18 protein-coding genes are annotated in these 21,291 nt (G+C 62.8%); 4 read left to right on the forward strand and 14 right to left on the reverse strand.

All coding sequences use genetic code 11. From position 1 onward, the window contains the following. The first annotated feature begins 23 nt into the window (after positions 1–23). The 3 genes from fabB to AC07SZ_RS24015 all read left to right on the forward strand — a co-directional run bounded on the left by fabB (position 24) and on the right by AC07SZ_RS24015 (position 3,799). Positions 24–1,244: a beta-ketoacyl-ACP synthase I gene (gene fabB, locus AC07SZ_RS24005; protein WP_056569945.1), complete on the forward strand. Its 1,221-nt coding sequence runs from the start codon at positions 24–26 to the stop codon at positions 1,242–1,244. Between the two features lie 31 nt (positions 1,245–1,275). Then, complete coding sequence (gene fabI / locus AC07SZ_RS24010) at positions 1,276–2,079, forward strand: enoyl-ACP reductase FabI (protein ID WP_056569944.1); 804 nt, start codon at positions 1,276–1,278, stop codon at positions 2,077–2,079. A 175-nt stretch (positions 2,080–2,254) separates the two neighbouring features. After that, positions 2,255–3,799 carry a putative bifunctional diguanylate cyclase/phosphodiesterase gene (locus tag AC07SZ_RS24015; RefSeq protein ID WP_494916159.1) on the forward strand — a complete coding sequence of 515 codons (1,545 nt, stop codon included), beginning with the start codon at positions 2,255–2,257 and terminating at the stop codon, positions 3,797–3,799. A 17-nt stretch (positions 3,800–3,816) separates the two neighbouring features. Here AC07SZ_RS24015 and AC07SZ_RS24020 read toward each other — a convergent pair whose 3' ends face one another. The 10 genes from AC07SZ_RS24020 to rimP form a co-directional block, all read right to left on the reverse strand. Then, the gene (locus AC07SZ_RS24020) at positions 3,817–4,827 is read right to left on the reverse strand and encodes a class I SAM-dependent methyltransferase (protein WP_494916288.1); all 1,011 of its coding nucleotides are present in this window, start codon (positions 4,825–4,827) and stop codon (positions 3,817–3,819) included. Between the two features lie 126 nt (positions 4,828–4,953). Beyond that, a complete protein-coding gene (gene pnp / locus AC07SZ_RS24025; RefSeq protein WP_202324670.1) occupies positions 4,954–7,101 on the reverse strand; it encodes a polyribonucleotide nucleotidyltransferase in 2,148 nt (715 codons plus the stop codon). A 408-nt stretch (positions 7,102–7,509) separates the two neighbouring features. Beyond that, positions 7,510–7,884 carry a 30S ribosomal protein S15 gene (gene rpsO, locus AC07SZ_RS24030; RefSeq protein WP_269465810.1) on the reverse strand — a complete coding sequence of 125 codons (375 nt, stop codon included), beginning with the start codon at positions 7,882–7,884 and terminating at the stop codon, positions 7,510–7,512. A gap of 78 nt (positions 7,885–7,962) precedes the next feature. Beyond that, the gene (corA, locus tag AC07SZ_RS24035; protein ID WP_494916161.1) at positions 7,963–9,057 is read right to left on the reverse strand and encodes a magnesium/cobalt transporter CorA; all 1,095 of its coding nucleotides are present in this window, start codon (positions 9,055–9,057) and stop codon (positions 7,963–7,965) included. Positions 9,058–9,143: 86 nt separating this feature from the next. Next, complete coding sequence (gene truB, locus AC07SZ_RS24040) at positions 9,144–10,121, reverse strand: tRNA pseudouridine(55) synthase TruB (RefSeq protein ID WP_494916163.1); 978 nt, start codon at positions 10,119–10,121, stop codon at positions 9,144–9,146. Further along, the gene (gene rbfA, locus AC07SZ_RS24045; protein ID WP_494916165.1) at positions 10,121–10,546 is read right to left on the reverse strand and encodes a 30S ribosome-binding factor RbfA; all 426 of its coding nucleotides are present in this window, start codon (positions 10,544–10,546) and stop codon (positions 10,121–10,123) included. The genes truB and rbfA overlap by 1 nt, the downstream gene beginning before the upstream one ends. Before the next feature lie 126 nt (positions 10,547–10,672). Further along, positions 10,673–13,255, reverse strand: a complete 2,583-nt coding sequence (infB, locus tag AC07SZ_RS24050; RefSeq protein ID WP_056569927.1) for a translation initiation factor IF-2 — start codon at positions 13,253–13,255, stop codon at positions 10,673–10,675. Continuing rightward, on the reverse strand, positions 13,252–13,902 hold the full coding sequence (locus AC07SZ_RS24055) for an RNA-binding protein (RefSeq protein WP_056570447.1): 651 nt from the start codon (positions 13,900–13,902) through the stop codon (positions 13,252–13,254). The genes infB and AC07SZ_RS24055 overlap by 4 nt, the downstream gene beginning before the upstream one ends. 38 nt (positions 13,903–13,940) lie before the next feature. After that, positions 13,941–15,536: a transcription termination factor NusA gene (nusA, locus tag AC07SZ_RS24060; RefSeq protein ID WP_010913320.1), complete on the reverse strand. Its 1,596-nt coding sequence runs from the start codon at positions 15,534–15,536 to the stop codon at positions 13,941–13,943. Between the two features lie 60 nt (positions 15,537–15,596). Further along, a complete protein-coding gene (rimP, locus tag AC07SZ_RS24065; protein ID WP_056569925.1) occupies positions 15,597–16,229 on the reverse strand; it encodes a ribosome maturation factor RimP in 633 nt (210 codons plus the stop codon). 291 nt (positions 16,230–16,520) lie between these two features. Between rimP and AC07SZ_RS24070 the strand changes: the two genes are divergently transcribed. Next, positions 16,521–16,685, forward strand: coding sequence for a hypothetical protein (locus tag AC07SZ_RS24070; RefSeq protein ID WP_081294923.1), 165 nt, complete (start codon positions 16,521–16,523; stop codon positions 16,683–16,685). Between the two features lie 126 nt (positions 16,686–16,811). Here AC07SZ_RS24070 and trmB read toward each other — a convergent pair whose 3' ends face one another. The 4 genes from trmB to lnt all read right to left on the reverse strand — a co-directional run bounded on the left by trmB (position 16,812) and on the right by lnt (position 21,121). Beyond that, the gene (gene trmB / locus AC07SZ_RS24075) at positions 16,812–17,513 is read right to left on the reverse strand and encodes a tRNA (guanine(46)-N(7))-methyltransferase TrmB (RefSeq protein WP_494916168.1); all 702 of its coding nucleotides are present in this window, start codon (positions 17,511–17,513) and stop codon (positions 16,812–16,814) included. A gap of 26 nt (positions 17,514–17,539) precedes the next feature. Then, positions 17,540–18,805: a methionine adenosyltransferase gene (gene metK, locus AC07SZ_RS24080; RefSeq protein ID WP_056569917.1), complete on the reverse strand. Its 1,266-nt coding sequence runs from the start codon at positions 18,803–18,805 to the stop codon at positions 17,540–17,542. Between the two features lie 168 nt (positions 18,806–18,973). Next, a complete protein-coding gene (locus AC07SZ_RS24085) occupies positions 18,974–19,393 on the reverse strand; it encodes a helix-turn-helix domain-containing protein (protein WP_056570445.1) in 420 nt (139 codons plus the stop codon). Positions 19,394–19,531: 138 nt separating this feature from the next. Beyond that, on the reverse strand, positions 19,532–21,121 hold the full coding sequence (gene lnt, locus AC07SZ_RS24090; RefSeq protein WP_056569912.1) for an apolipoprotein N-acyltransferase: 1,590 nt from the start codon (positions 21,119–21,121) through the stop codon (positions 19,532–19,534). Between the last annotated feature and the right edge of the window lie 170 nt (positions 21,122–21,291).

The raw sequence follows: 21,291 nt of genomic DNA on the forward strand, positions 1-21,291 counted from the left end.
AGCATCCCTGGAAGGAGTTGCGAATGAGACGTGTCGTAGTCACCGGCCTCGGCATCGTGTCGTCGATCGGCAACAATGCCAACGAGGTGCAGACCTCGCTGCATGACGCCAGATCCGGCATCAGCTTTTCCGATTCCTTCGCCGAACATGGCTTCCGCTGCCAGGTCTGGGGCGCACCTACACTCGACCCGACCGCCATGATCGATCGTCGCGCGATGCGCTTCCTGTCACAGGGCGCGGCCTGGAACCACGTCGCCATGGATCAGGCGATCGCGGATGCCGCCTTGAGCGAAAGCGACGTCACCAACGAGCGCACCGGCATCGTCATGGGCTCGGGCGGCCCCTCCACCCGTACCATTGTCGAGGCGGCCGAAACCACGCTCAAGAACGGCAGCCCCAAGCGCATCGGTCCGTTCGCGGTGCCAAAGGCGATGTCGTCGACCGCGTCGGCGACGCTTGCCACATGGTTCAAGATCCACGGCGTCAACTATTCGATCTCATCAGCCTGCTCGACCTCGGCGCATTGCATCGGCAATGGCTACGAGCTGATCCAGTGGGGCAAGCAGGACATCGTCTTTGCCGGCGGCCACGAGGATCTCGACTGGACCATGTCGGACCTGTTCGACGCCATGGGCGCCATGTCGTCGAAGTTCAACGACAGGGCATCAGCCGCGTCCCGCGCGTATGACGTCAACCGCGACGGCTTCGTCATCGCCGGCGGCGCCGGCGTGCTGGTGCTGGAAGAGCTGGAGCATGCCAAGGCGCGCGGCGCCAAGATCTATGCCGAGATCGTCGGCTACGGCGCGACCTCGGACGGCTACGACATGGTCGCGCCTTCCGGCGAAGGCGCGGTCCGCTGCATGCGCCAGGCGCTGGCGACGGTTTCCACGCCGATCGATTACATCAACACCCACGGCACCTCGACGCCGGTGGGCGATTCCAAGGAAATGGGCGCCATCCGCGAGGTGTTCGGCGAGAAGATGCCGTTCATCACCTCGACGAAATCGCTGACCGGCCATTCGCTGGGCGCGGCCGGCGTGCAGGAATCCATCTATTCGATCCTGATGATGCAAGGCGGCTTTATCGGCGAGAGCGCCCATATCGAAACGCTCGATCCTGAATTCGAGGGCATGCCGATCGTGCGAAAGCGCATCGACAACGCCAAGATCGACACCGTCCTGTCAAATTCCTTCGGTTTCGGCGGCACCAACGCGACGCTCGTTTTCCAGCGCTATTCCGCATAACGCCAGCGTTTTTCTAGAAGGATTGCCTGACATGGACGGATTGATGAAGGGCAAGCGCGGGCTTGTCATGGGTGTCGCCAACGATCATTCGATCGCCTGGGGCATCGCCCAGAAATTGTCCGAACATGGGGCGGAGCTCGCCTTCACCTACCAAGGCGAGGCCTTCGGCCGCCGGGTCAAGCCGCTCGCGGACAGGCTGGGCGCGTCGCTGGTCGTTCCCTGCGATGTCGAGGACAGCGCTTCGGTCACCGCCACGTTCGAGACGCTTGGCAATGCCTGGGGCGGACTGGATTTCGTCGTCCATGCCATCGGCTTTTCCGACAAGAACGAGTTGAAGGGCCTTTACGCCGACACCAGCCGCGACAACTTCGTCCGCACCATGGTGATCTCCTGCTACTCCTTCACCGAGGTCGCCCGCAATGCCGCGCCCCTGATGACGCAGGGCGGCTCGATGATCACGCTGACCTATGCCGGTTCGGTCCGCGTCATGCCGAACTACAATGTCATGGGCGTCGCCAAGGCCGGCCTCGAGGCCAGCGTGCGTTACCTCGCCAATGACTATGGCCCGCGCGGCATCCGGGTGAACGGCATCTCGGCGGGGCCGGTGCGCACGCTTGCCGGCGCCGGCATTTCGGACGCCCGCCACATGTTCTCCTACCAGCAGCGCAACTCGCCGCTGCGCCGTACCGTGACCATCGACGAGGTCGGCGGCTCGGCGCTTTATTTGCTGTCCGACCTGGCTTCCGGCGTCACCGGCGAAATCCACTATGTCGATTCCGGCTATCACATCGTCTCGATGCCGACGCTCGATGAGTTGAAGCAGACGGATGGCTAACGAGTACTGAAACGGGTCAAGGCGACACGTTTCGGGAAACATGGATGGTGCCGTTTCGCCGAAATGGTCCTTTTCCAGTAAAGAAATAATCCTCTCCAGTAAAATTGGATGCATTCGCGGAAACTCATTTTAAGAGGATTTCCGCTATAGAGGCCCGCAATCTGGGGACCTTTGAATGCCTGCCGCCAGCAACCCGAAGCGAACACCGGTGTTCCGACTGCTCACGATAGCAAGTTCGGGCATTGGCAGTTTCGTCCTCGGCATATGGGGTCTGAAGCACGGTCTCGGCGCCGGGTTTGCCGGCATATCGGCGGACATGATGGTCGCGATCATGGCTGCGCTTTGCGCGCTCGCCGCATCGGTGGCGGCAATGTCCTTCTTCGCCGGCGTCGATGAATCGGCGGATTTCGTTTTCAACGAAACCCATTTCGACAAGCTGACGGGACTTCTGGCGCGGCCGGCGATGGTCGGCAAGATCGCCGAGGCGGCATGCGTGACAAGCCGGACCGGGGAACCGGTGTTCCTGATCGACATCGACATCGACCGGTTCAAGCAGATCAACGATGCGATTGGCTATAGCCAGGGCGACGAGCTGATCCGCGCCTTCACCAGGCGACTGCAAGACAGCGTGCCCGCACGCGCCCTGATCGGGCGCATCGGTGCCGGGGAGTTCGCGGTACTGCTGCCGGATCATCAGATCCAAGGGACGATGGAGGGCATGATCGAGCGGCTCATCGACGAGATGATGGAACCCTATGAACTCAGCAGCCATCAGCAATCGGTGAGCCTGTCCGTGGGCATCGTGGCCATGCCCAAGGATGGTGTCGATCCGGTCCTTATCCTGCGCAGGTCCAACCTGGCGCTGCAGCATGCGCGCGCCAGCGGCGTTGGCAACTGGTCGGTATTCGACAGCGAGATGGGACGAGTCGCCGATTATCGCCAATGGGTGGAATCCGAGCTGCACACGGCTTTCGAGCGTGGCGATTTCGACCTCCACTATCAGCCACAACTCGACCTGCCGAGCGGCCGCATCGTCGGCTATGAGGCGTTGATCCGCTGGAACCATCCTGAGCGAGGCATGATCCCGCCCATGGAGTTCATCCAGATTGCCGAGGAAACCGGAATGATCAACCCGATCGGCGAATGGGTCCTGCGCAAAGCCTGCAACGACGCCCGGCATTTGCCAGACGACTGTTTCGTCGCCGTCAATATTTCGCCGGTCCAGTTCATGACCAAGGACTTCGTCGGCATCGTGCGCGACACGATGCGGGCCACCGGGATCAAGCCGTCACGGCTGGAGCTGGAAGTCACCGAGACGGCGATGATGCAGGACCGCGATCGCGCTGCCGTCATCCTGAAAGAGCTGGCCGAAATGGGCATCTCCGTTGCCGTCGATGATTTCGGCACCGGCTACTCGAACCTCAGCTATCTGATCGATTTCTCCTTCGGCAAGCTGAAGATCGACCGCTCCTTCGTCAGCCGCATCGATACCGATTCCAGCTCCGGCGCCGTCGTCTCGACCATTGTCGGGCTTTCGCGTGCACTTGGCGTCAGCATCATTGCCGAAGGCGTCGAGACCGAGAGCCAGGCCACGCTGCTGCGGGCAGCCGGCTGCGAGGTGGTGCAAGGTTACCTGTTCGGCCGGCCGGCGCCGCTCAGGATCGGCCTTGGTGGCGGGCAAGCCACCGACGAGGTCCGACGCGTCGCCAATCTGCACTGAGCGCGATACGCATCGTTTCAGCGACGCGCGACAAACACCTTGAACATGCCGTCGCGGGCAAGCTCGGCGTGGCTGGCAAAGGCGGCCGACAGCACGGGCTCGTAGGGAAGCTGGCGGTTGGCGACCATGACCAGCCTGCCACCGGGCTTGAGCGCCTTGGCTGCCGCGCGGATCATGCCGGCGCCGATCTCCGGCTCCGCCGCACGGCTGCGGTGAAAGGGCGGGTTCATGGCGATGACGTCGTAGCGGCGCTCGACAGGCTCGGCGAGCAGATCCGTCCAGAAGAAGCCTTGCGCCACGGTGCCGCCGAGGTTGCCCTTGGCAGCCTCCAGCGCATCGAAATCCGCCTCGTAAAGATCGAGCCCCGACAAGCCCGGCGAACGGGTAGCCATCTCAGCCGCCACATAGCCCCAGCCGGCGCAGAAATCAGCCGCATTGCCACGCAGATCGCCAGGCAAATTGTCGGCCAGTAGTTTCGAACCCGCGTCGACGCGATCGAAGGAGAACATGCCAGGCTCGGTGCGGAACCGGCCCTCCACCAGTTGCGCCGGGTTGGCGGCACGCAGTGCCGCGGCAGCCCGCATATCCGCCGGACAGCGCAGCCAAAAGGCAATGCCGTGATATTTCGGCATATGCCCGTCGAGCGGCACGAGCTCGTCGACGCGCTTGCGCAGGCTGGCAACGCCCTCGTCCTTGCCGCCGGCGATGACGATCAGTCCGCCCGGCACGACGCGCTCGAGAGCCTCGGCGATACGCAGTTCATTCTGGCCGCGATGGCGGCCAGCAAGCACCAGAGCGGCATCAAAACCATCACCCACCGGTTGCGGCGCGACCGTGAAACCCGCCGCCTGCAACGCGCGGAAATGCGGCCTGAAGCCTTGTCCGAGATGTAGACCGGCCTCGAAGCCCGACGGCAAGCGCAGGCCAGGCTCGGCGCCGAGGAAGAGGATGCGCTCACCCTTTCGCGGCATGGCAAGAGCCTCTGCCTCGAACGGATGGAAAAGCGTCTTCAGCGCTTCAGCGGACATAGCCGTGTTCCCCATGGTCTTGCGCAATTCCCGTGGGGAAAGCGCCACGCACTTTTCCTGGAATTGCTCCAAACGAAAACGGGCGCGACATAAGCCGCGCCCGTTCCGATTTTTCTGTCAGGTCGCTCAGGCGGCGTCTTCTTCGCCTTCGGCCTTCTTCTCGCGCACGATTTCCTTGCCGGTGGCCTGGTCGACGACCTTCATCGACAGGCGGACCTTGCCGCGCTCGTCGAAGCCCATCAGCTTGACCCAGACCTTGTCGCCTTCCTTGACGACGTCCGAGGTCTTGGCAACGCGCTCATTGGCGAGCTGCGAGATGTGGACGAGACCATCGCGGGGACCGAAGAAATTGACGAAAGCGCCGAAGTCGGCGGTCTTGACGACCGTGCCTTCGTAGATCTCGCCGACTTCCGGCTCGGCGACGATGGTGTGGATCCACTTCTTCGCCGCCTCGATCTCCTTGGCGTTCGAGGAAGCGATCTTGACCGTGCCGTCGTCCTCGATGTTGATCTTGGCGCCGGTCTTCTCGACGATCTCGCGGATGACCTTGCCGCCCGAACCGATGACGTCGCGGATCTTGTCGGTCGGGATGTGCATGACCTCGATACGCGGCGCGAACTCGCCGAGTTCGGCGCGGGCGCCGGTCAGGGCATGCGCCATTTCGCCGAGGATGTGCTGGCGGCCATCCTTGGCCTGGTCCAGCGCGATCTTCATGATCTCCTCGGTGATGCCCTCGATCTTGATGTCCATCTGCAGCGAGGTGATGCCGTTGGCGGTGCCGGCGACCTTGAAGTCCATGTCGCCGAGGTGATCTTCGTCACCCAGAATGTCGGACAGAACCGCGAAGCGCTCGCCTTCCTTGATCAGGCCCATGGCGATACCGGCAACGGGCTTGGCCAGCGGCACACCAGCATCCATCAGCGCCAGTGAGGTGCCGCAGACGGTGGCCATCGACGACGAGCCGTTGGACTCGGTGATCTCCGAGACGACGCGCAGCGTGTAGGGGAACTGGTCAGCGCTCGGCAGCATCGGCCGGATGGCGCGCCAGGCGAGCTTGCCGTGGCCGATTTCGCGGCGGCCCGGCGAACCCATGCGGCCGGTCTCACCGACGGAATAGGGAGGGAAGTTGTAGTGAAGGAGGAACTTCTCCTTGTACATGCCGGTCAGCGAATCGACATACTGCTCGTCTTCGCCGGTGCCGAGCGTGGCAACGACCAGCGCCTGGGTCTCGCCGCGGGTGAACAGCGCCGAACCATGGGTGCGCGGCAGCACGCCGACTTCGGAAACGATCTTGCGGACCGTCTTCAGGTCGCGGCCATCGATGCGCGAGCCGGTGTCGAGGATGTTCCAGCGCACGACCTTGGCCTGGAGTTCCTTGAACACGGAACCGATCTGCTCTGAGGTGTATTTGGGGTCCTCGCCTTCGGCCGGAGCGAACGCGGCCTTGACCTTGGCCTTGACGGCGTCGACGGCGGCATAGCGCTTCTGCTTGTCGGTGATCTTGTAGGCTTCACGAAGCTCGTCGCCGACGATGTTGAGCATTTCGCCTTCGAGCGCGGAATAGTCGGGCGCGGTGAAGTCGCGTGGCTCCTTGGCGGCAACTTCGGCCAGCTTGATGATGGCGTCGATAACCGGCTGGAAGCCCTTGTGGCCGAACATGACAGCGCCGAGCATCAGCTCTTCGCCAAGTTCCTTGGCTTCCGACTCAACCATCAGCACGGCGTCGGCGGTGCCGGCGACGACGAGGTCGAGCTTGGATTCCTGCATCTCGTCGATGTGCGGGTTGAGAACGTATTCGCCGTTGATGTAGCCGACGCGCGCGCCGCCGACCGGGCCCATGAAGGGAACGCCCGACAGGGTCAGAGCGGCCGAGGTGGCAACGATCGACAGGATGTCCGGATCGTTCTCGAGGTCATGCTGGACGACCGTGACGACGATCTGGGTGTCGTTCTTGTAGCCGTCGGCGAAGAGCGGACGGATCGGGCGGTCGATGAGGCGCGAAACCAGCGTTTCCTTTTCGCTCGGACGGCCTTCCCGCTTGAAATAGCCGCCCGGGATCTTGCCGGCGGCGTAGGTCTTTTCCTGGTAGTTGACGGTCAGCGGAAAGAAATCCAGGCCGGGCTTGGGCTCCTTCATCGAAACGACGGTGGCCAGAACCTTGGTCTCGCCGTAGGTGGCGAGCACAGCGCCGTCAGCCTGGCGCGCGATCTTGCCGGTTTCGAGGATGAGCGGGCGACCGCCCCATTCGATTTCCACTTTGTGTTGATTGAACATGTCTTGTCCTTTGTATGAGGAAAGGCCGCGCCGTTTCAGCGTGCGCGGGTGCCCTTTCCTCTGGCTTCCTTTCTCGGGCAGCCACGGGCAAGACAACGGGAGGCTCGGGTTTCATCGGCGCGGTGGCCTTACGAGCGTCCTGCAATCCTGCCCCATGACCGTCCATGGGTGGCTTCGAGTGGCCCTCTGCGCGCTCGAAGCCGGATATGGCCAATCGATCGACTGGCCTGCGCACAACCCCGAAACCCACGGCTTACGGAACGCGTCATGCGCAAATTCTACTTTTGGAGCGTCCGTCCGGCATCCGGAAGGGTGCGCGGCGCTCCAGTCCTGCATTCGAGATCGGGTTGGCCCGGGGCTCGAATGCGCGACCGGCGGACTCCTTGAAGGAGCCCGCCGGTCAATTCGTCAACGGCGCAGACCGAGCTTCTCGATCAGTGTCTGATAGCGCGCGTCGTCCTTGCGCTTGAGATAATCAAGCAGGCTGCGGCGCTGGGACACGAGAGCGAGCAGACCACGGCGGGAATGGTTATCCTTCTTGTGGTCCTTGAAATGGTCGGTCAGGTTCTTGATGCGCTCGGAAAGGATGGCCACCTGGACTTCCGGAGACCCGGTATCGCCCTTGGCGGTAGCGAATTCACCCATCAATTCCTTCTTGCGCTCGGCAGTAATCGACATCGTGTTTTTCCTTATCTGTTTGAGGAAACGGGTCGCCCTCAGCCGGGATGTCGTCCAGCAGGGGCCGGTGCAAGCAAAGCGTCGTGGCGCTATGCTGCGGCGCATATAGTGCAATTCCCGGCAAAACACCAGCCCAATTCACCAAGCCGGCTTTTCAGCCCAAAATGGCAAGTTTCGCCGCAGTCAAAGCCATTTCTTCCATTTGAAGAACGCAACCAGGCCGACCGCGATAACAGCCATGAACAGGAGCGCTTCCGGATAGCCGTAATAGGCCTTCAACTCCGGCATGTTCCACGGCGAGCTCTCGGGGTCGAAATTCATGCCCCAGACACCGACCAGGAAGGTGAGAGGCATGAAGATGACCGAAACGATGGTGAGATAGCTGATGACGTCGTTGGTGCGCGCCTGGCTCAGCGACAGATGCATCTCGATCAGGCCGGTCAGCATGTCGCGCTGGGTCTCGACGAGTTCGATCAACCTGAGCGAATGGTCGAGCGTGTCATTGAGGAAGACCTTGGTCTCGGCTCTGACATAGGGCACCTCGTTACGGATCAGCGTCGCCAACGCATCGCGCATCGGCCACAGCACGCCCTTCAGCACATTGGCGTCGCGCCGCAATTCGTGCAGCTGCCGCATCTGATGCTTGTGCGGCGAATGCAGCATCTCATCCTCGATGCTGTCGACCAGGTCTCCGGCTCCCTCGATCGGCGGAAAATAGCTGTCGACGATAGCGTCGATAAGCGCGTAGGCCAGATAGTCGGCGCCACGGGTCCGCAACCGGTTGGGCGCCGAACTCTCGATGCGCTTGCGCACCGGGTCGAACGGATCGCCCTCGCGCTCCTGGAAGGTGACGACGAAGTTCTCGCCTAGGAAGAGAGCGATCTGTTCGTAGCGATGCGAGGTGACATCGTCGATCATGCGCACGACGACGAAGGCATGATCCTCGAAGAAGTCGACCTTCGGCCGCTGGCCGGTGTTGACGACATCCTCAAGCGCCAGCGGATGCAGGCTGAAGATGCGGCCGATCTCCTCGATCAGCCCGATGTTGGCGAGGCCGGTGCAGTCGAGCCAGATCACCGGCCATTTCCGGCAATTGGCCTCGACATCGGCGATGCTGGCATTGTCGATGGTCTTGAACTTCTGCGGCGAGATCAAGGTCAGCCGCAATTCCGAGCGCCGCGCCGCCGGATCGGCGATCAGCGTACCCGGCGAGGCGCCGACCGGCGGCCGCCTTGTCTTCACCGGCGCCCGCTTTTTCACCGCCTCGGCTTTTGCCATGTGCCCCTCGAGCGTAGAGTCGACGTGAAGTTAGAACCTTGTTCTCGCAATTTCGAACGCCGTTTCACCCTTTTCCCGGAATTGCGTCAGCCGGCAAAGACCCGCTTGGGCTTGAACATGCCCTGTTCGATCGCACCGATGGCGACCAGCTTGCCGCGCGCCGTCGCGCAGGCCTCCTCGGCTTCCACCGGCGCATCGCGGCCGCGAATGATGACCGGATTGCCGAGACGGATCTTGGTCGCCGCATCATCGCTGATGGCGATCTGCGGCAGGCAGTCGAGAGCCGCCGATGTGTCGACAAGAAGCGCATCGATGGCATCGAAGTCGACTGGGATTTCTATCGGCTCGGCGCCGTCGGCGGGCTCCGGTCTGTCCTCACCTTGTACTCCGAAGCGGGCCGCCTCTAGTTCGGCGATGGTGACGAAATCCTCTTGCGTGAACGGCTCGACCTCGACCCGGCGCAGGTCGGAAATATGGCCGAAGCAGCCGAGGTCACGGCCCATGTCACGAGCCAGCGAGCGCACATAGGTGCCCTTGCCACATTCGACCTCGAAAACCGTGCGATCGGCGTGATGCTCGATGATCTCCAAACGACCGATCTCGATTTCGCGCGGGGGGATGTCAACCGTCTCGCCTTCCCGGGCAAGGTCATAGGCGCGTTCGCCTGATATCTTGATGGCCGAGAATTGCGGCGGCGTCTGCATGATGACGCCGGTGTATTTCGCCAGCAGCGCCCTGACCTCGGCTTCCGCCGGACGCAGGTCGGAGCTCTTCGTCACCGGCCCTTCGAGATCGTCGGTGGAGCGCTCATCGCCCCAGGCGACGGTGAAACGATAGATCTTGGCGCCGTCCTGCACGTAAGGCACGGTCTTGGTGGCTTCGCCGAGCGCGATCGGCAGCATGCCGGAGGCCAGCGGATCGAGCGTGCCGGCATGGCCGGCCTTTTCCGCCTGGAACAGCCACTTGATCTTGGAGACAGCCTCGGTCGAGCCCATGCCGACCGGCTTGTCGAGCACCACCCAGCCGGAGACCGGCCGGCCCTTCTTCTTGCCGCGGCGCGCCATTATTCGCTGTCCTTGTCTTCGTCTTTGTCCTGGCCGTCCGCATCGAGATCGCGCGCCACTTCGGGCGACTTCAGCAGGTCGTTGATCCTGGCGAAATTGTCGAAGGAGGTATCCAGCCGGAAGCGGAACTCCGGCATGTATTTCATCTGCCGGAGCGCGCCGGAGACACGGCCGCGGATGAATTTCGCATGCTTGTTGAGCGCCTCGATGACGGCGCCGGCATCCTTGGCGCCGAGCGGGGAAACAAAGGCGGTGGCGATCTTCAGATCGGGCGACATGCGCACTTCCGAGACAGAGACGACCGAATTTTCAATCAACGGGTCGAGGATCTCGCCGCGCTGCAGGGTTTCGGACAGGGCATGGCGCACCTGTTCGCCGACGCGCAGCATGCGCTGGGATGGGCCGGATGTGGTGGAACGGGGCATTTTTCTCAATCCTGAAAGCGTGAGGCGCGGGGTGGGACCGTGCCGCATGTCTCAAACGGGTCATTCTCAAAAGGCTTGGGGCGGCGGTCTTTCGACCACCGCCCGATACCGACAAGTCACGCGAACTCAGAGTGTCCGGGTCACCATCTCGACACGGAAGCACTCGATGATGTCGCCGACGCGCATGTCCTCGTAGTTCTGGAAGGCCATGCCGCACTCCTGGCCGCCGGGAACTTCCGAAACCTCGTCCTTGAAGCGCTTCAGCGTCTTCAGCGTGCCTTCGTGGATGACGACGTTGTCGCGGATCAGGCGTACGCCCGCGCCACGCTCGACCTTGCCTTCGGTGACACGGCAGCCGGCGATCTTGCCGACCTTGGTGATGTCGAAGATCTCGAGGATCTCGGCATTGCCGATGAAGGTCTCGCGACGCTCCGGCGACAGCAGACCCGACAGAGCCGCCTTCACATCATCCACGAGGTTGTAGATGATCGAGTAATAGCGGATCTCGATGCCCGCGGCCGCGGCCGCGGCGCGCGCCTGCACGTTGGCGCGAACGTTGAAGCCGATGATCGCGGCACCCGAAGTCTCCGCCAGCGAGACGTCGCTTTCGGTGATGGCGCCAGCGCCGGCATGGACGATGCGCGCACGCACCTCGTCGGTGCCGAGCTTGTCCAGTGCGGCGTTGATCGCCTCGATAGAACCCTGAACGTCGCCCTTGATGACCAGCGGGAATTCCTTCAGCCCGCTCGTCTGCAGTTGCGACATCATCTGTTCGAGCGAGCCACGCTGGCCGGCATGCCTGGCCACCGCCTTCTCGCGCGCCAGACGCTGGCGATACTCGGTGATCTCGCGGGCGCGGGCCTCGTTGTTGACGACCGCGAAGCGATCGCCAGCCTGTGGCGTGCCTTGAAGGCCGAGCACCTCGACCGGCATCGCCGGCGGCGCTTCCTTGATCTGCTCGCCGCGATCGTTGACCAGAGCGCGCACCCGACCCCATTCGTTGCCGGCGACGAGGATGTCGCCCGGCATCAAGGTTCCGGTCTGTACCAGCACGGTGGCGACGGGACCACGGCCCTTGTCAAGCTGCGCCTCGATGACGACGCCCTCGGCGGTACGGTCCGGATTGGCCTTCAGGTCGAGGATTTCGGCCTGCAGCAGGATCGCCTCGAGCAGCTTGTCGAGATTGGTGCCCTTGGTCGCCGACACTTCGACGTCCAGCACTTCACCGCCCATGGATTCGACGAAGACCTCATGGCGCAGCAGTTCCGAGCGCACCTTCTGCGGATCGGCGTCATGCTTGTCGATCTTGTTGATCGCCACGATGATCGGAACGCCGGCCGCCTTGGCATGGCTGATCGATTCGATCGTCTGCGGCATCACGCTGTCGTCGGCGGCCACCACCAGGATGGCAATGTCGGTGGCCTGGGCGCCGCGGGCACGCATCGCCGTGAAGGCGGCGTGGCCGGGCGTATCGATGAAGGTGATCTTCTGACCATTCTTCTCGACCTGATAGGCACCGATATGCTGGGTGATGCCGCCGGCCTCGCCGGAGACGACATTGGCATTGCGGATCGCATCGAGCAGCGACGTCTTGCCGTGGTCGACGTGGCCCATGATGGTCACCACCGGCGGACGCGACACGAGGTCTTCCGGACGATCGGCGATGTTGAACAGGCCTTCCTCGATGTCGGACTCGGCGACGCGGCGGACCGTGTGGCCGAATTCGGTGGCGACCAGCTCGGCCGTATCGGCGTCGATCACGTCGCCCGGCTTCAGGATCTGGCCCTGCTTCATGAAGAACTTGACCACATCGACCGCACGTTCGGACATGCGCTGCGCCAGTTCCTGGATGGTGATGGTCTCGGGCAGAATCACTTCGCGCATGACTTTCTCGCGCGGCTCATTGTGCATCGCGCGCTTGAACTTCTCCTGGCGTCGACGCATCGACGACAGCGAACGAGCCCGCGCATCCTCGTCGGAAAGCGCGGAATTCAGTGTCAGCTTGCCACGGCGACGATCTTCCTCGCCCTTGGTCGGCTTGGCCGGACGCGCCACTTCGGGCGTGACCAGGCGACGTACCGGCGCACCTGCGCCCGTCCGCTTCGGCTTGACCTCTTCCTCTTCGTCGACGGTTGCCAGTTCCGCGGCCTGCGGCGCGCGGCGGCGTGCCTCTTCCTCGGCGCGACGGCGCGATTCGGCCTCGGTCTGCAACCGTGCCTCTTCCTCGGCCTGGCGGCGCGCGGATTCCTCGCGTTCCCGCTTGCGGCGCTCTTCGTCCTCGGCGCGGCGCTTGGCTTCCTCGGCGGCGCGCTGACGGTCTTCGACCTCGCGGACCTTGGACCCTTCAAGCGCCCTGCGGCGGGCTTCCATTTCACTGCGCGACAATTCGTTCAGCACCATGCCGCTGCGCTCGACCGGAGCTGGCGGCGGAGGCGGAGGCGGCGCCTTGGGCGCTTCCTGCACGACAGGCGCTGCCGCGACCGGCGGCTTCGGCGTGAAGACAGGCACAGGGGCAGCGGCAACCGGCTCCGGCTTGTCGCCGGGCAGGGAGAACTTGCGCTTCTTGGTCTCGACCACGACCGACTTGGTACGGCCATGCGAGAAGTTCTGGCGCACGGTGCCCTGTTCCATGCCGGGGCGCTTCAGCGTCAAGGTCTTCTTCGGTGTAACACTCAACGTCTTGTCGTCGCCCGATTTCGTATCGCTCATTCCATATCCTCTGCGGGCTCATCTTCGTCAGCAACGGCCGCAAGCATTGCCAGATCGTCCGGGGTACCGCCCCGATATCGGTCGAGCGCAACCATGCGCTTCTGGACCGCCTTACCCGCGTCTCCCGCGAGGACGGCAGCATGTATCACATTTGTACCCCCCAATGCCAAGCTCAACTCGGCCTCGGAGAAAAGTTTGTAGGCAAGGGTGGAAGGGCCACCGAGATGGACAGTCGCCCGTCGCGCCTGGCTGATCTTGCGCACGCCATCGTCGGATGCCTCGGTCGCGTGGAGCACGAAAAGCGCCAGCCCGCCGCGCACGGCGCTCTCAACCTTGGTGGCGCCCAGCGCGATCGCGCCTGCCTTGCGGGCGAGACCCAACATACCCAGCGCGGATCGGGAGAGCAGCCCGTCGACCATGCCGCCAAGATCCGGCGGCACAACCACCTGTGCCTTGAAGGCGCGGGCAAAAAGGTTCTTGGCCGCCGCCTTGTCAATATGTAGGCGGTCGGCGCTCACCCAGCAACCACGGCCGGGCAGATTTCTCTTGAGATCGGGAACGACGGCCGAATCCGGGCCGACGACGAACCGGATCAGTTCATCCGGTTCGGCCTGCTTGCGGGTGACGATGCAGGTGCGATCGTTCATCTCGTCCAAGGGCGGGTTCTGTGCGATGCGGTTTCACCTCACGCACCAACGGCTTCGTCAGCCGATGCTTCCTCGGCCGCAAGCTCGTCTTCGGAAATCCAGCCGGCCTTGAGACGGGCATTGAGCACCATCTGCTCGGCGTCGGCGCGCGAAACACCGTGATTGGCCAGCACGCCCGGATAGACCTTGGTCTCGCCGTCCTTGCGTTCCTTCCAACCGGTCAGGTCGTCGGCGGCATAGCCGGCGAAATCCTCGATCGTCTTCACGCCGTCCTCGCCGAGCGTCACCATCATGGCGGTGGTGATGCCGGGGATTTCGCGCAACTCGTCCTTGACGCCCAGCGCCTTGCGCTTCTCATCATGCTCGGCCTCGATCTTTTCGAGATATTCGCGAGCACGGGTCTGGATTTCGGAAGCGGTGTCGTCGTCGAAGCCATCGATCGAGGCGATCTCGCCGGCGTCGACATAGGCGACTTCCTCGACGCTGGTGAAGCCTTCGGAGGCCAGCACCTGGCCGACCATCTCGTCGACATCGAGGGCTTCCATGAACAGCGCCGAACGCTCGACGAATTCCTTCTGGCGGCGCTCGGATTCCTCGGCCTCGGTCAGGATATCGATATCCCAGCCGGTGAGCTGCGAGGCGAGACGCACGTTCTGGCCGCGGCGGCCGATGGCCAGCGACAGCTGATCGTCGGGAACCACCACTTCGATGCGCTCGGCGTCCTCGTCGAGCACGACCTTGGCCACTTCCGCCGGCTGCAGCGCGTTGACGATGAAGGAGGCGGCCGAGGGCGACCACGGAATGATGTCGATCTTCTCGCCCTGCAGTTCGCCGACGACGGCCTGGACGCGGCTGCCGCGCATACCGACGCAGGCGCCGACCGGATCGATCGAGCTGTCACGCGAGATAACGGCGATCTTGGCGCGAGAGCCCGGGTCGCGGGCCACCGACTTGATCTCGATGATGCCGTCATAGATTTCCGGCACTTCCATGGTGAAGAGCTTGGCCATGAACTGCGGGTGCGTGCGTGACAGGAAGATCTGCGGGCCGCGCTGCTCGCGGCGCACATCGTAGACATAGGCGCGAACGCGGTCGCCATACTTGTAGTTTTCGCGCGGGATCAGCTCGTCACGGCGGATGATGGCTTCGCCACGGCCGAGATCGACGATGACATTTCCATACTCGACGCGCTTGACGGTGCCGTTGACGATCTCGCCGATGCGGTCCTTGTATTCGTCGTACTGACGGTCACGCTCGGCCTCGCGCACCTTCTGCACGATGACCTGCTTGGCCGACTGGGCGGCAATGCGGCCGAAATCCATCGGCGGCAGCTGTTCGGCGATGAAGTCGCCGAGCTGAGCGTCGGGATTGCGCTCGCGGGCCGAGGAAATGGCGATCTGCGTGGCATAGTCGTCGACCTTTTCGACCACTTCCATCAGCCGCTGCAGCTTCATCTCACCGGTGTTCGGGTTGATGTCGGCGCGGATGTTGGTCTCCTGGCCATAACGCGAACGCGCCGCCTTCTGGATCGCATCGGCCATGGCGGCAATGACGATCGACTTGTCGATCGACTTTTCACGCGCGACCGCGTCGGCAATCTGCAGCAGTTCAAGTCTGTTGGCGCTTACAACCATCTTATTTCTCCCGAGCTTGTTGCCGAGCTTTTACGCCCCGCCGCTCAATCATAGTTCCTGTTAGATTTCGTCTTCCGCGCCGCCTTCAACACCCTCGGGTGCGTCATCAGGCTCACCGCGGCGTTTCTTGGCTTCCTTGCGTTCCCGGTTGTCCTTCGACAACGCCTCACGGATGAGGTCGTCGGTAAGGATCAGCCGCACATCGGCGATCGCGTCATAGGGAACGCGCACCGTCGGCTCCTCGCCATAGGCTGCCTTGTCGCGCTCGATCAGCACATCGTTCTCGCCGGCCTCGGCGATCTTGCCCTTGAAGCGCTTGCGATCCGCGACGATGACCGACGTTTCCATCTTCACCAGATGACCGGTCCAGGTGACGAAATCCGATTTGCGCACCAACGGCCGGTCGATACCAGGCGAAGAGACTTCGAGATGATACGCCTTTTCGATCGGATCATCGACATCGAGCGCCGGCGACACCGCGCGGCTGACCTCTTCGCAATCCTCGACAGTCATGGTGCCGTCCTCGCGCTCGGCCATGATCTGTAGCGTCAGCCCGTTCTGGCCGGACAGATGCACGCGCACGAGGCGAAAGCCGATGCCGCGCAGCACCGGTTGGACGATCAGCGCAATGCGCGCATCGATGCCGCTTTCGCGGATGATGCGGTCGTCACTTTCGCTTGCCGTTGCAGTCATCAATTACCTGTCGTTCGTTTCGAACCTATCGGCAGGTAATAAAAAAGAGCGGGACCGGGTGGACCCACTCTTCGTCATACCGACCAAGAATTTGAGCCTGATATAAACGAACACTGCTCGTGTTTCAAGCCCGCCGTGGCAAACCGACGAGGTGTCACGCCGCCGCGCCAGCGTTGCGTCAGACGCATGGCCTCCATGCAGCCGCGCCTCTGTGAGCTTTGATGCCGCATCCCCATCTGTACGGCATCACAAAAATTCAAAGAGATTTCGCAGACGCGAAAGGGCACGACCATGAGCAACCGTAAGATTTTTTCCGCCATAGGCGATCTGTTCACGACATTCGGCAGCGCGGTGGCCGCGTCGCGCGCAGTGGAAGCCGGGCGCAAGCCGCGCGCTGACGATCTGCGCCAGCTCGGCATGGATCCGGCTGTCTTCAACCGCATCGGTCGTTTCTGAAAATCCGGCGGGAGGCGCCGTAGAGAAGTTCACCGCTTTGCGAAAACGGTGAACTTCTCTGGTTTTGTTTGACGCAATTCCAGACGGAAAGCCGTTATGCACTTTCCTGGAATTGCTCGAAGGCGCCTAAATCCGGATAAAGGTCAGATAGGCCGGCGGCCGGCCCTCGCGAATGGCCTTCGCTTCGTAACGGGTGCCCGGCCAACCATCGTAAGGGCGATGCCAATCCGCCGCTTCCGCTGCCTGCCATGCGAAGGCGCCGTGCGCCCGGCAGTGGAGCAAGGTCCAGTTGACATACGTATCGATGTCCGACGCGAAGCGGAACTTTGAACCCGGCTTCAGCACGCGGGCGAAACGGTCAAGATTGACCGGGCTGACGAAACGCCGCTTCCAATGCTTCTTCTTCGGCCAGGGATCGGGATAGAGAAGGTCTATGCCGTCGAGCGAGGCCGGGGGCAACCAGTCGAGCAGCCGGGTGGCATCGTCGTCGTAAACCCTGAGATTGGCCAGCGGCCTCGCCCGCACCGCCATCATCATCTTGGCCATGCCATTGACGAAGGGCTCCACACCGATGAAGCCGACCGTCGGCGTCTCGATTGCGCGATGCAGAAGATGCTCGCCGCCGCCAAAGCCGATTTCGAGCCGAACCGCCGAAATGTCAGCCTCAAACAGAGTGCGCAGATCCGACGGCGCCTCAGCCGTCAGATCGAGCCGGTAGGAGCCAAGCCCGCTTTCCAGGGCCGCCGCCTGCTGCGGGCGAACGGGCTTGCCGCGTCGACGACCGAAGAAGGCTTCGGTCGCTCGGCTTGGCCTGTCTTCAGGGCTCATCTGGCTGGCGCGGGGTCTGTCGCGGCTCAGGCCGCGACAGCATCCTTGAGCGCCTTGGCGAGATCGGTCTTCTCCCAGGAGAAAGACCCGTCTCGGCCGGCCTTGCGGCCGAAATGACCGTAGGACGACGTCTTGGCGTAGATCGGCTTGTTGAGGTCGAGATGCCGACGGATGCCGGATGGCGACAGGTCCATCACGCTGCGCAGCGCGTCCTCGAGCTTTGCCTCGTCGACCTTGCCGGTGCCGTGCAGGTCGACATAGACCGACAGTGGCTGGGCGACGCCGATGGCGTAGGAGAGCTGGATGGTGCAACGGTCGGCAAGCTTCGCCGCCACGACATTCTTGGCCAGGTAGCGCGCCGCATAGGCAGCGGATCGGTCGACCTTGGTGGTATCCTTGCCGGAGAACGCGCCGCCGCCGTGCGGTGCCGCGCCACCATAGGTGTCGACGATGATCTTGCGGCCGGTGAGGCCGGCATCGCCGTCCGGGCCCCCGATGACGAACTTGCCGGTCGGGTTGATGTACCACATGCAATCGTCGGCAATCTTGAGATCACCAAGCGCCTCGCGGATATAGGGTTCGACGACCTTGCGGACTTTCTTGGAATCCCAGGTCGCATCGAGATGCTGGGTCGACAGCACGATCTGCGTTGCCTCGGCGGCCTTGCCGTCGATGTAGCGGACGGTGACCTGGCTCTTGGCGTCGGGTCCGAGCTTGCCGGCCTCGCCGTTGTTTTCGTGACGGGCGGCGGCCAGCAGTTCGAGGATCTTGTGGCTGTAGTAGATCGGCGCCGGCATCAGGTCCGGCGTCTCGCGGCAGGCATAGCCGAACATGATGCCCTGGTCGCCGGCACCTTCCTCGCCCTGGCGGTCGGCGGCGTTGTCGACGCCCTGGCCGATGTCTGGCGACTGGCCGTGCAGGAGAACCTCGATCTTGGCTGTCTTCCAGTGGAAGCCGGCCTGCTCGTAGCCGATCTCGCGGATCGCCTTGCGGGCGACGGATTTGAACTTCGCCGGATTCACGACCGGGTGGCCCGCCGCGTCCTTGAGGATATTGCCGGCCTTGTCCTTCTTCAACAGCGTCTCGGGGACGCGCACTTCGCCGGCGATGACGACACGGTTGGTGGTCGCCAGCGTCTCGCAGGCGACACGCACTTTCCATGGGTCCATGCCGGTCTTCTTGGCTTCACGGTAAACCAGATCGACAATCTCGTCGGAGATCCGGTCACAGACCTTGTCGGGATGGCCCTCGGCAACGGACTCCGAGGTAAAGAAGTAATTCTGCCGCGTCACGGGTGTCCCCTCTTGAAAAACGATCGGCAGGCTGCCGATTTTGGCGCGCCACGTGTTAGCGGGGCAAAGCGCCGCTCGTCAAGCGTTGCCGCCATTCTGGCATGACTGTCGATGTCAATATCTTGTGCCACCGGCGGCGGATGCCGCCGGTTCGAGTCGCGTTGAGCGTCAGTCGAGGTCGTCCGCGGCGAGCGACTTCACCAGATCGATGATCCTGCGGCGTACCTTGACGTCGGCGATCTTGACAAAGGCCCGGTTGAGCTGGAGGCCTTCGGGGCTGCCGCAGAATTCCACGGCGAAAGCCATCGACGCATCCTCGGCAAAGCCACGACTGGCCGCGGGCTCCTGGCCCGGCGCGTCCTCGAAAAAGAAGGCGACGGGCACGCCGAGTATGGAGGCAATTGCCTGCAGGCGACTGGCGCCGACGCGGTTGGTGCCCTTTTCATATTTCTGGATCTGTTGAAATGTGATGCCGAGATTCTCGCCCAGCTTTTCCTGGCTCATTCCGAGCATGTTGCGCCGAAGCCGGACGCGACTTCCAACGTGGATGTCGATGGGATTGGGTTTTTTCTTGTTTTCTTCTGTCATTTTTTCCTCGCCGAATTTTTTCGGCTTTGTGATTTTTTTCCGCCCAAACAAAGCCGGGGGCGACTGCCCCAACAGAACGATCCACCAGCTTCGAGAAATTTTCAGGCGATACAGTATGAGTTTCTAATGTGTCGACTGTCAATTCACCCGTAGCCTTTGCCTTACGTTCAACAGCGCCCCCACCACCGCAAACAGCAACATGATCAGCATTCCGTTAATGCGCCGCTGGCCCGAGGAAACGACCGTCTGTCCGGAAATCGGCACCTTCACATCGATGGCGCCACGCGCGTCGATCGCCAGCGCATCGACGATGCGTCCGTATGGATCGACGACCGCCGAAATGCCGTTATTGGCAGCACGCAGCAAGGGCAATCCGTTCTCCACCGCGCGAATCTGGGCCTGTCTGAAATGCTGATACGGGCCTGGCGTGTCCCCAAACCAGGCATCGTTGGTAACGTTCACAATAAGCTGCGCTGACGTAGCGTCAACTGCCACAAGATCCGGAAAGATCACCTCATAACAAATAAATGGCAGGGCTCGGATGCCACCGGGCAGCGTGATGGCGTGCCGCTCGTTGCCGGCCGCGAACGTCACCGGCCCAGCAACAAGCTGTGCGATGCCGAACCGGTTGAGCAGGTCGGCGAAAGGCAGGTATTCGCCGAACGGCACCAGATGGACTTTATCAACGGCATCGGTGATTTCGCCCTTGTCGTCGATCGCCACCACGGAATTGTAATACCGGCTGTCGGTGGCCGCGGAGCCGCCTTCCTCGCGGACGACGCCGGCGATCAGCATCTGGCCATCGGCCAGCATGTCGCCCAGCGCCGTCAACGCATCCGGACGCTCGGTGAACAGGAATGGCACCGAGGTTTCCGGCCAGAGAATGAGTTGTGGCTTGCCGTGACCAGGGTCCGGCGCCTTGGCGGACAGGCCCAGCAAGGTGGCGAAGATGCGGTCGCGCACCGAGGCGTCCCATTTTTCACTGAGGTCGACGGCAGGCTGGACGATGCGCACATCAAGGCTGCGCTGCGCCGGCTTTTCAGGAGCGGCAAGCCTGATATAGCCGAACCCGACATGGGCGGCGGCAAGCAGCACGAACAGCGCCGCGCCGAGGCGAAGATGCCGGCGCGCCGCCAGCAGCGCGGGCAGCGAAAAAAGGAACACCGCAAGCGCATTCATACCGATCATGCCGGTCACCGAGACGCTCTGCATCAAGAGAGGCACGGGCATTGCCGCGTAACCGATCGCATTCCAGGGAAAACCGGTGAACAGGAAGCCGCGCAGCCACTCCGTCAGCCCGAAGCCGAAGGCCAGGGCGGCAATGCGGCCGATATCGCTGCTCCACAGCAGCCGGGCAACCATCGTTGCGAAGCCATAGAAAAAGGCGAGCGCGAAGGGAATACCGACCACGGCGAAGGGAAGCGCCCAGGCAAAATCATCAGCCTCGACCAGCAACGCCGAGCCGATCCACCAGAGACCGGCGAGGAAATAGCCGAAACCGAACCACCAGCCGACGGAAAAGGCCGGCCGCAGGCGCCGAAACAGGCTGCCGGAGGCATCGCCGGTCGCGCCGTCAAGCAGCCAGACCAGCACCGGAAACGAGATGAAGCAGGCTGCGAAGAAATCATAGGGCGCCTGCCCAAGCACCGTCAGCGCTCCGGCAAGAAAGGCCACGAGCGCCCGCCGCCAACCCCAAAGCAGAATTATCCGGCCGGCAAGGCGCTCCATGCATACTTCCGAGTCGCGCGAATCAGGACGCAAGATTTATCAGGCCGCGGCCTGTGCTCCAAACGGCCGATCAGCCGGGATGCCTCGACCGCCGCTCAAAAGCGCGTCGCGTCGAAACGGATTCATGCGACGCGCTTCAGGTCTTTGTTTTTATGCATCTCGTTCCCCCG

This window comes from Mesorhizobium sp. GW821-FHT07A06 (assembly GCF_059419085.1).

Excerpts from the sequence above, each read along its gene's own strand:
- fabB (WP_056569945.1), top strand. The coding sequence starts at position 24 with ATGAGACGTGTCGTAGTCACCGGCCTCGGCATCGTGTCGTCGATCGGC.
- fabI (WP_056569944.1), top strand. The coding sequence starts at position 1,276 with ATGGACGGATTGATGAAGGGCAAGCGCGGGCTTGTCATGGGTGTCGCC.
- AC07SZ_RS24015 (WP_494916159.1), top strand. The coding sequence starts at position 2,255 with ATGCCTGCCGCCAGCAACCCGAAGCGAACACCGGTGTTCCGACTGCTC.
- AC07SZ_RS24020 (WP_494916288.1), bottom strand. The coding sequence starts at position 4,827 with ATGTCCGCTGAAGCGCTGAAGACGCTTTTCCATCCGTTCGAGGCAGAG.
- pnp (WP_202324670.1), bottom strand. The coding sequence starts at position 7,101 with ATGTTCAATCAACACAAAGTGGAAATCGAATGGGGCGGTCGCCCGCTC.
- rpsO (WP_269465810.1), bottom strand. The coding sequence starts at position 7,884 with ATGCGCCGCAGCATAGCGCCACGACGCTTTGCTTGCACCGGCCCCTGC.
- corA (WP_494916161.1), bottom strand. The coding sequence starts at position 9,057 with ATGGCAAAAGCCGAGGCGGTGAAAAAGCGGGCGCCGGTGAAGACAAGG.
- truB (WP_494916163.1), bottom strand. The coding sequence starts at position 10,121 with ATGGCGCGCCGCGGCAAGAAGAAGGGCCGGCCGGTCTCCGGCTGGGTG.
- rbfA (WP_494916165.1), bottom strand. The coding sequence starts at position 10,546 with ATGCCCCGTTCCACCACATCCGGCCCATCCCAGCGCATGCTGCGCGTC.
- infB (WP_056569927.1), bottom strand. The coding sequence starts at position 13,255 with ATGAGCGATACGAAATCGGGCGACGACAAGACGTTGAGTGTTACACCG.
- AC07SZ_RS24055 (WP_056570447.1), bottom strand. The coding sequence starts at position 13,902 with ATGAACGATCGCACCTGCATCGTCACCCGCAAGCAGGCCGAACCGGAT.
- nusA (WP_010913320.1), bottom strand. The coding sequence starts at position 15,536 with ATGGTTGTAAGCGCCAACAGACTTGAACTGCTGCAGATTGCCGACGCG.
- rimP (WP_056569925.1), bottom strand. The coding sequence starts at position 16,229 with ATGACTGCAACGGCAAGCGAAAGTGACGACCGCATCATCCGCGAAAGC.
- AC07SZ_RS24070 (WP_081294923.1), top strand. The coding sequence starts at position 16,521 with ATGAGCAACCGTAAGATTTTTTCCGCCATAGGCGATCTGTTCACGACA.
- trmB (WP_494916168.1), bottom strand. The coding sequence starts at position 17,513 with ATGAGCCCTGAAGACAGGCCAAGCCGAGCGACCGAAGCCTTCTTCGGT.
- AC07SZ_RS24085 (WP_056570445.1), bottom strand. The coding sequence starts at position 19,393 with ATGACAGAAGAAAACAAGAAAAAACCCAATCCCATCGACATCCACGTT.
- lnt (WP_056569912.1), bottom strand. The coding sequence starts at position 21,121 with ATGGAGCGCCTTGCCGGCCGGATAATTCTGCTTTGGGGTTGGCGGCGG.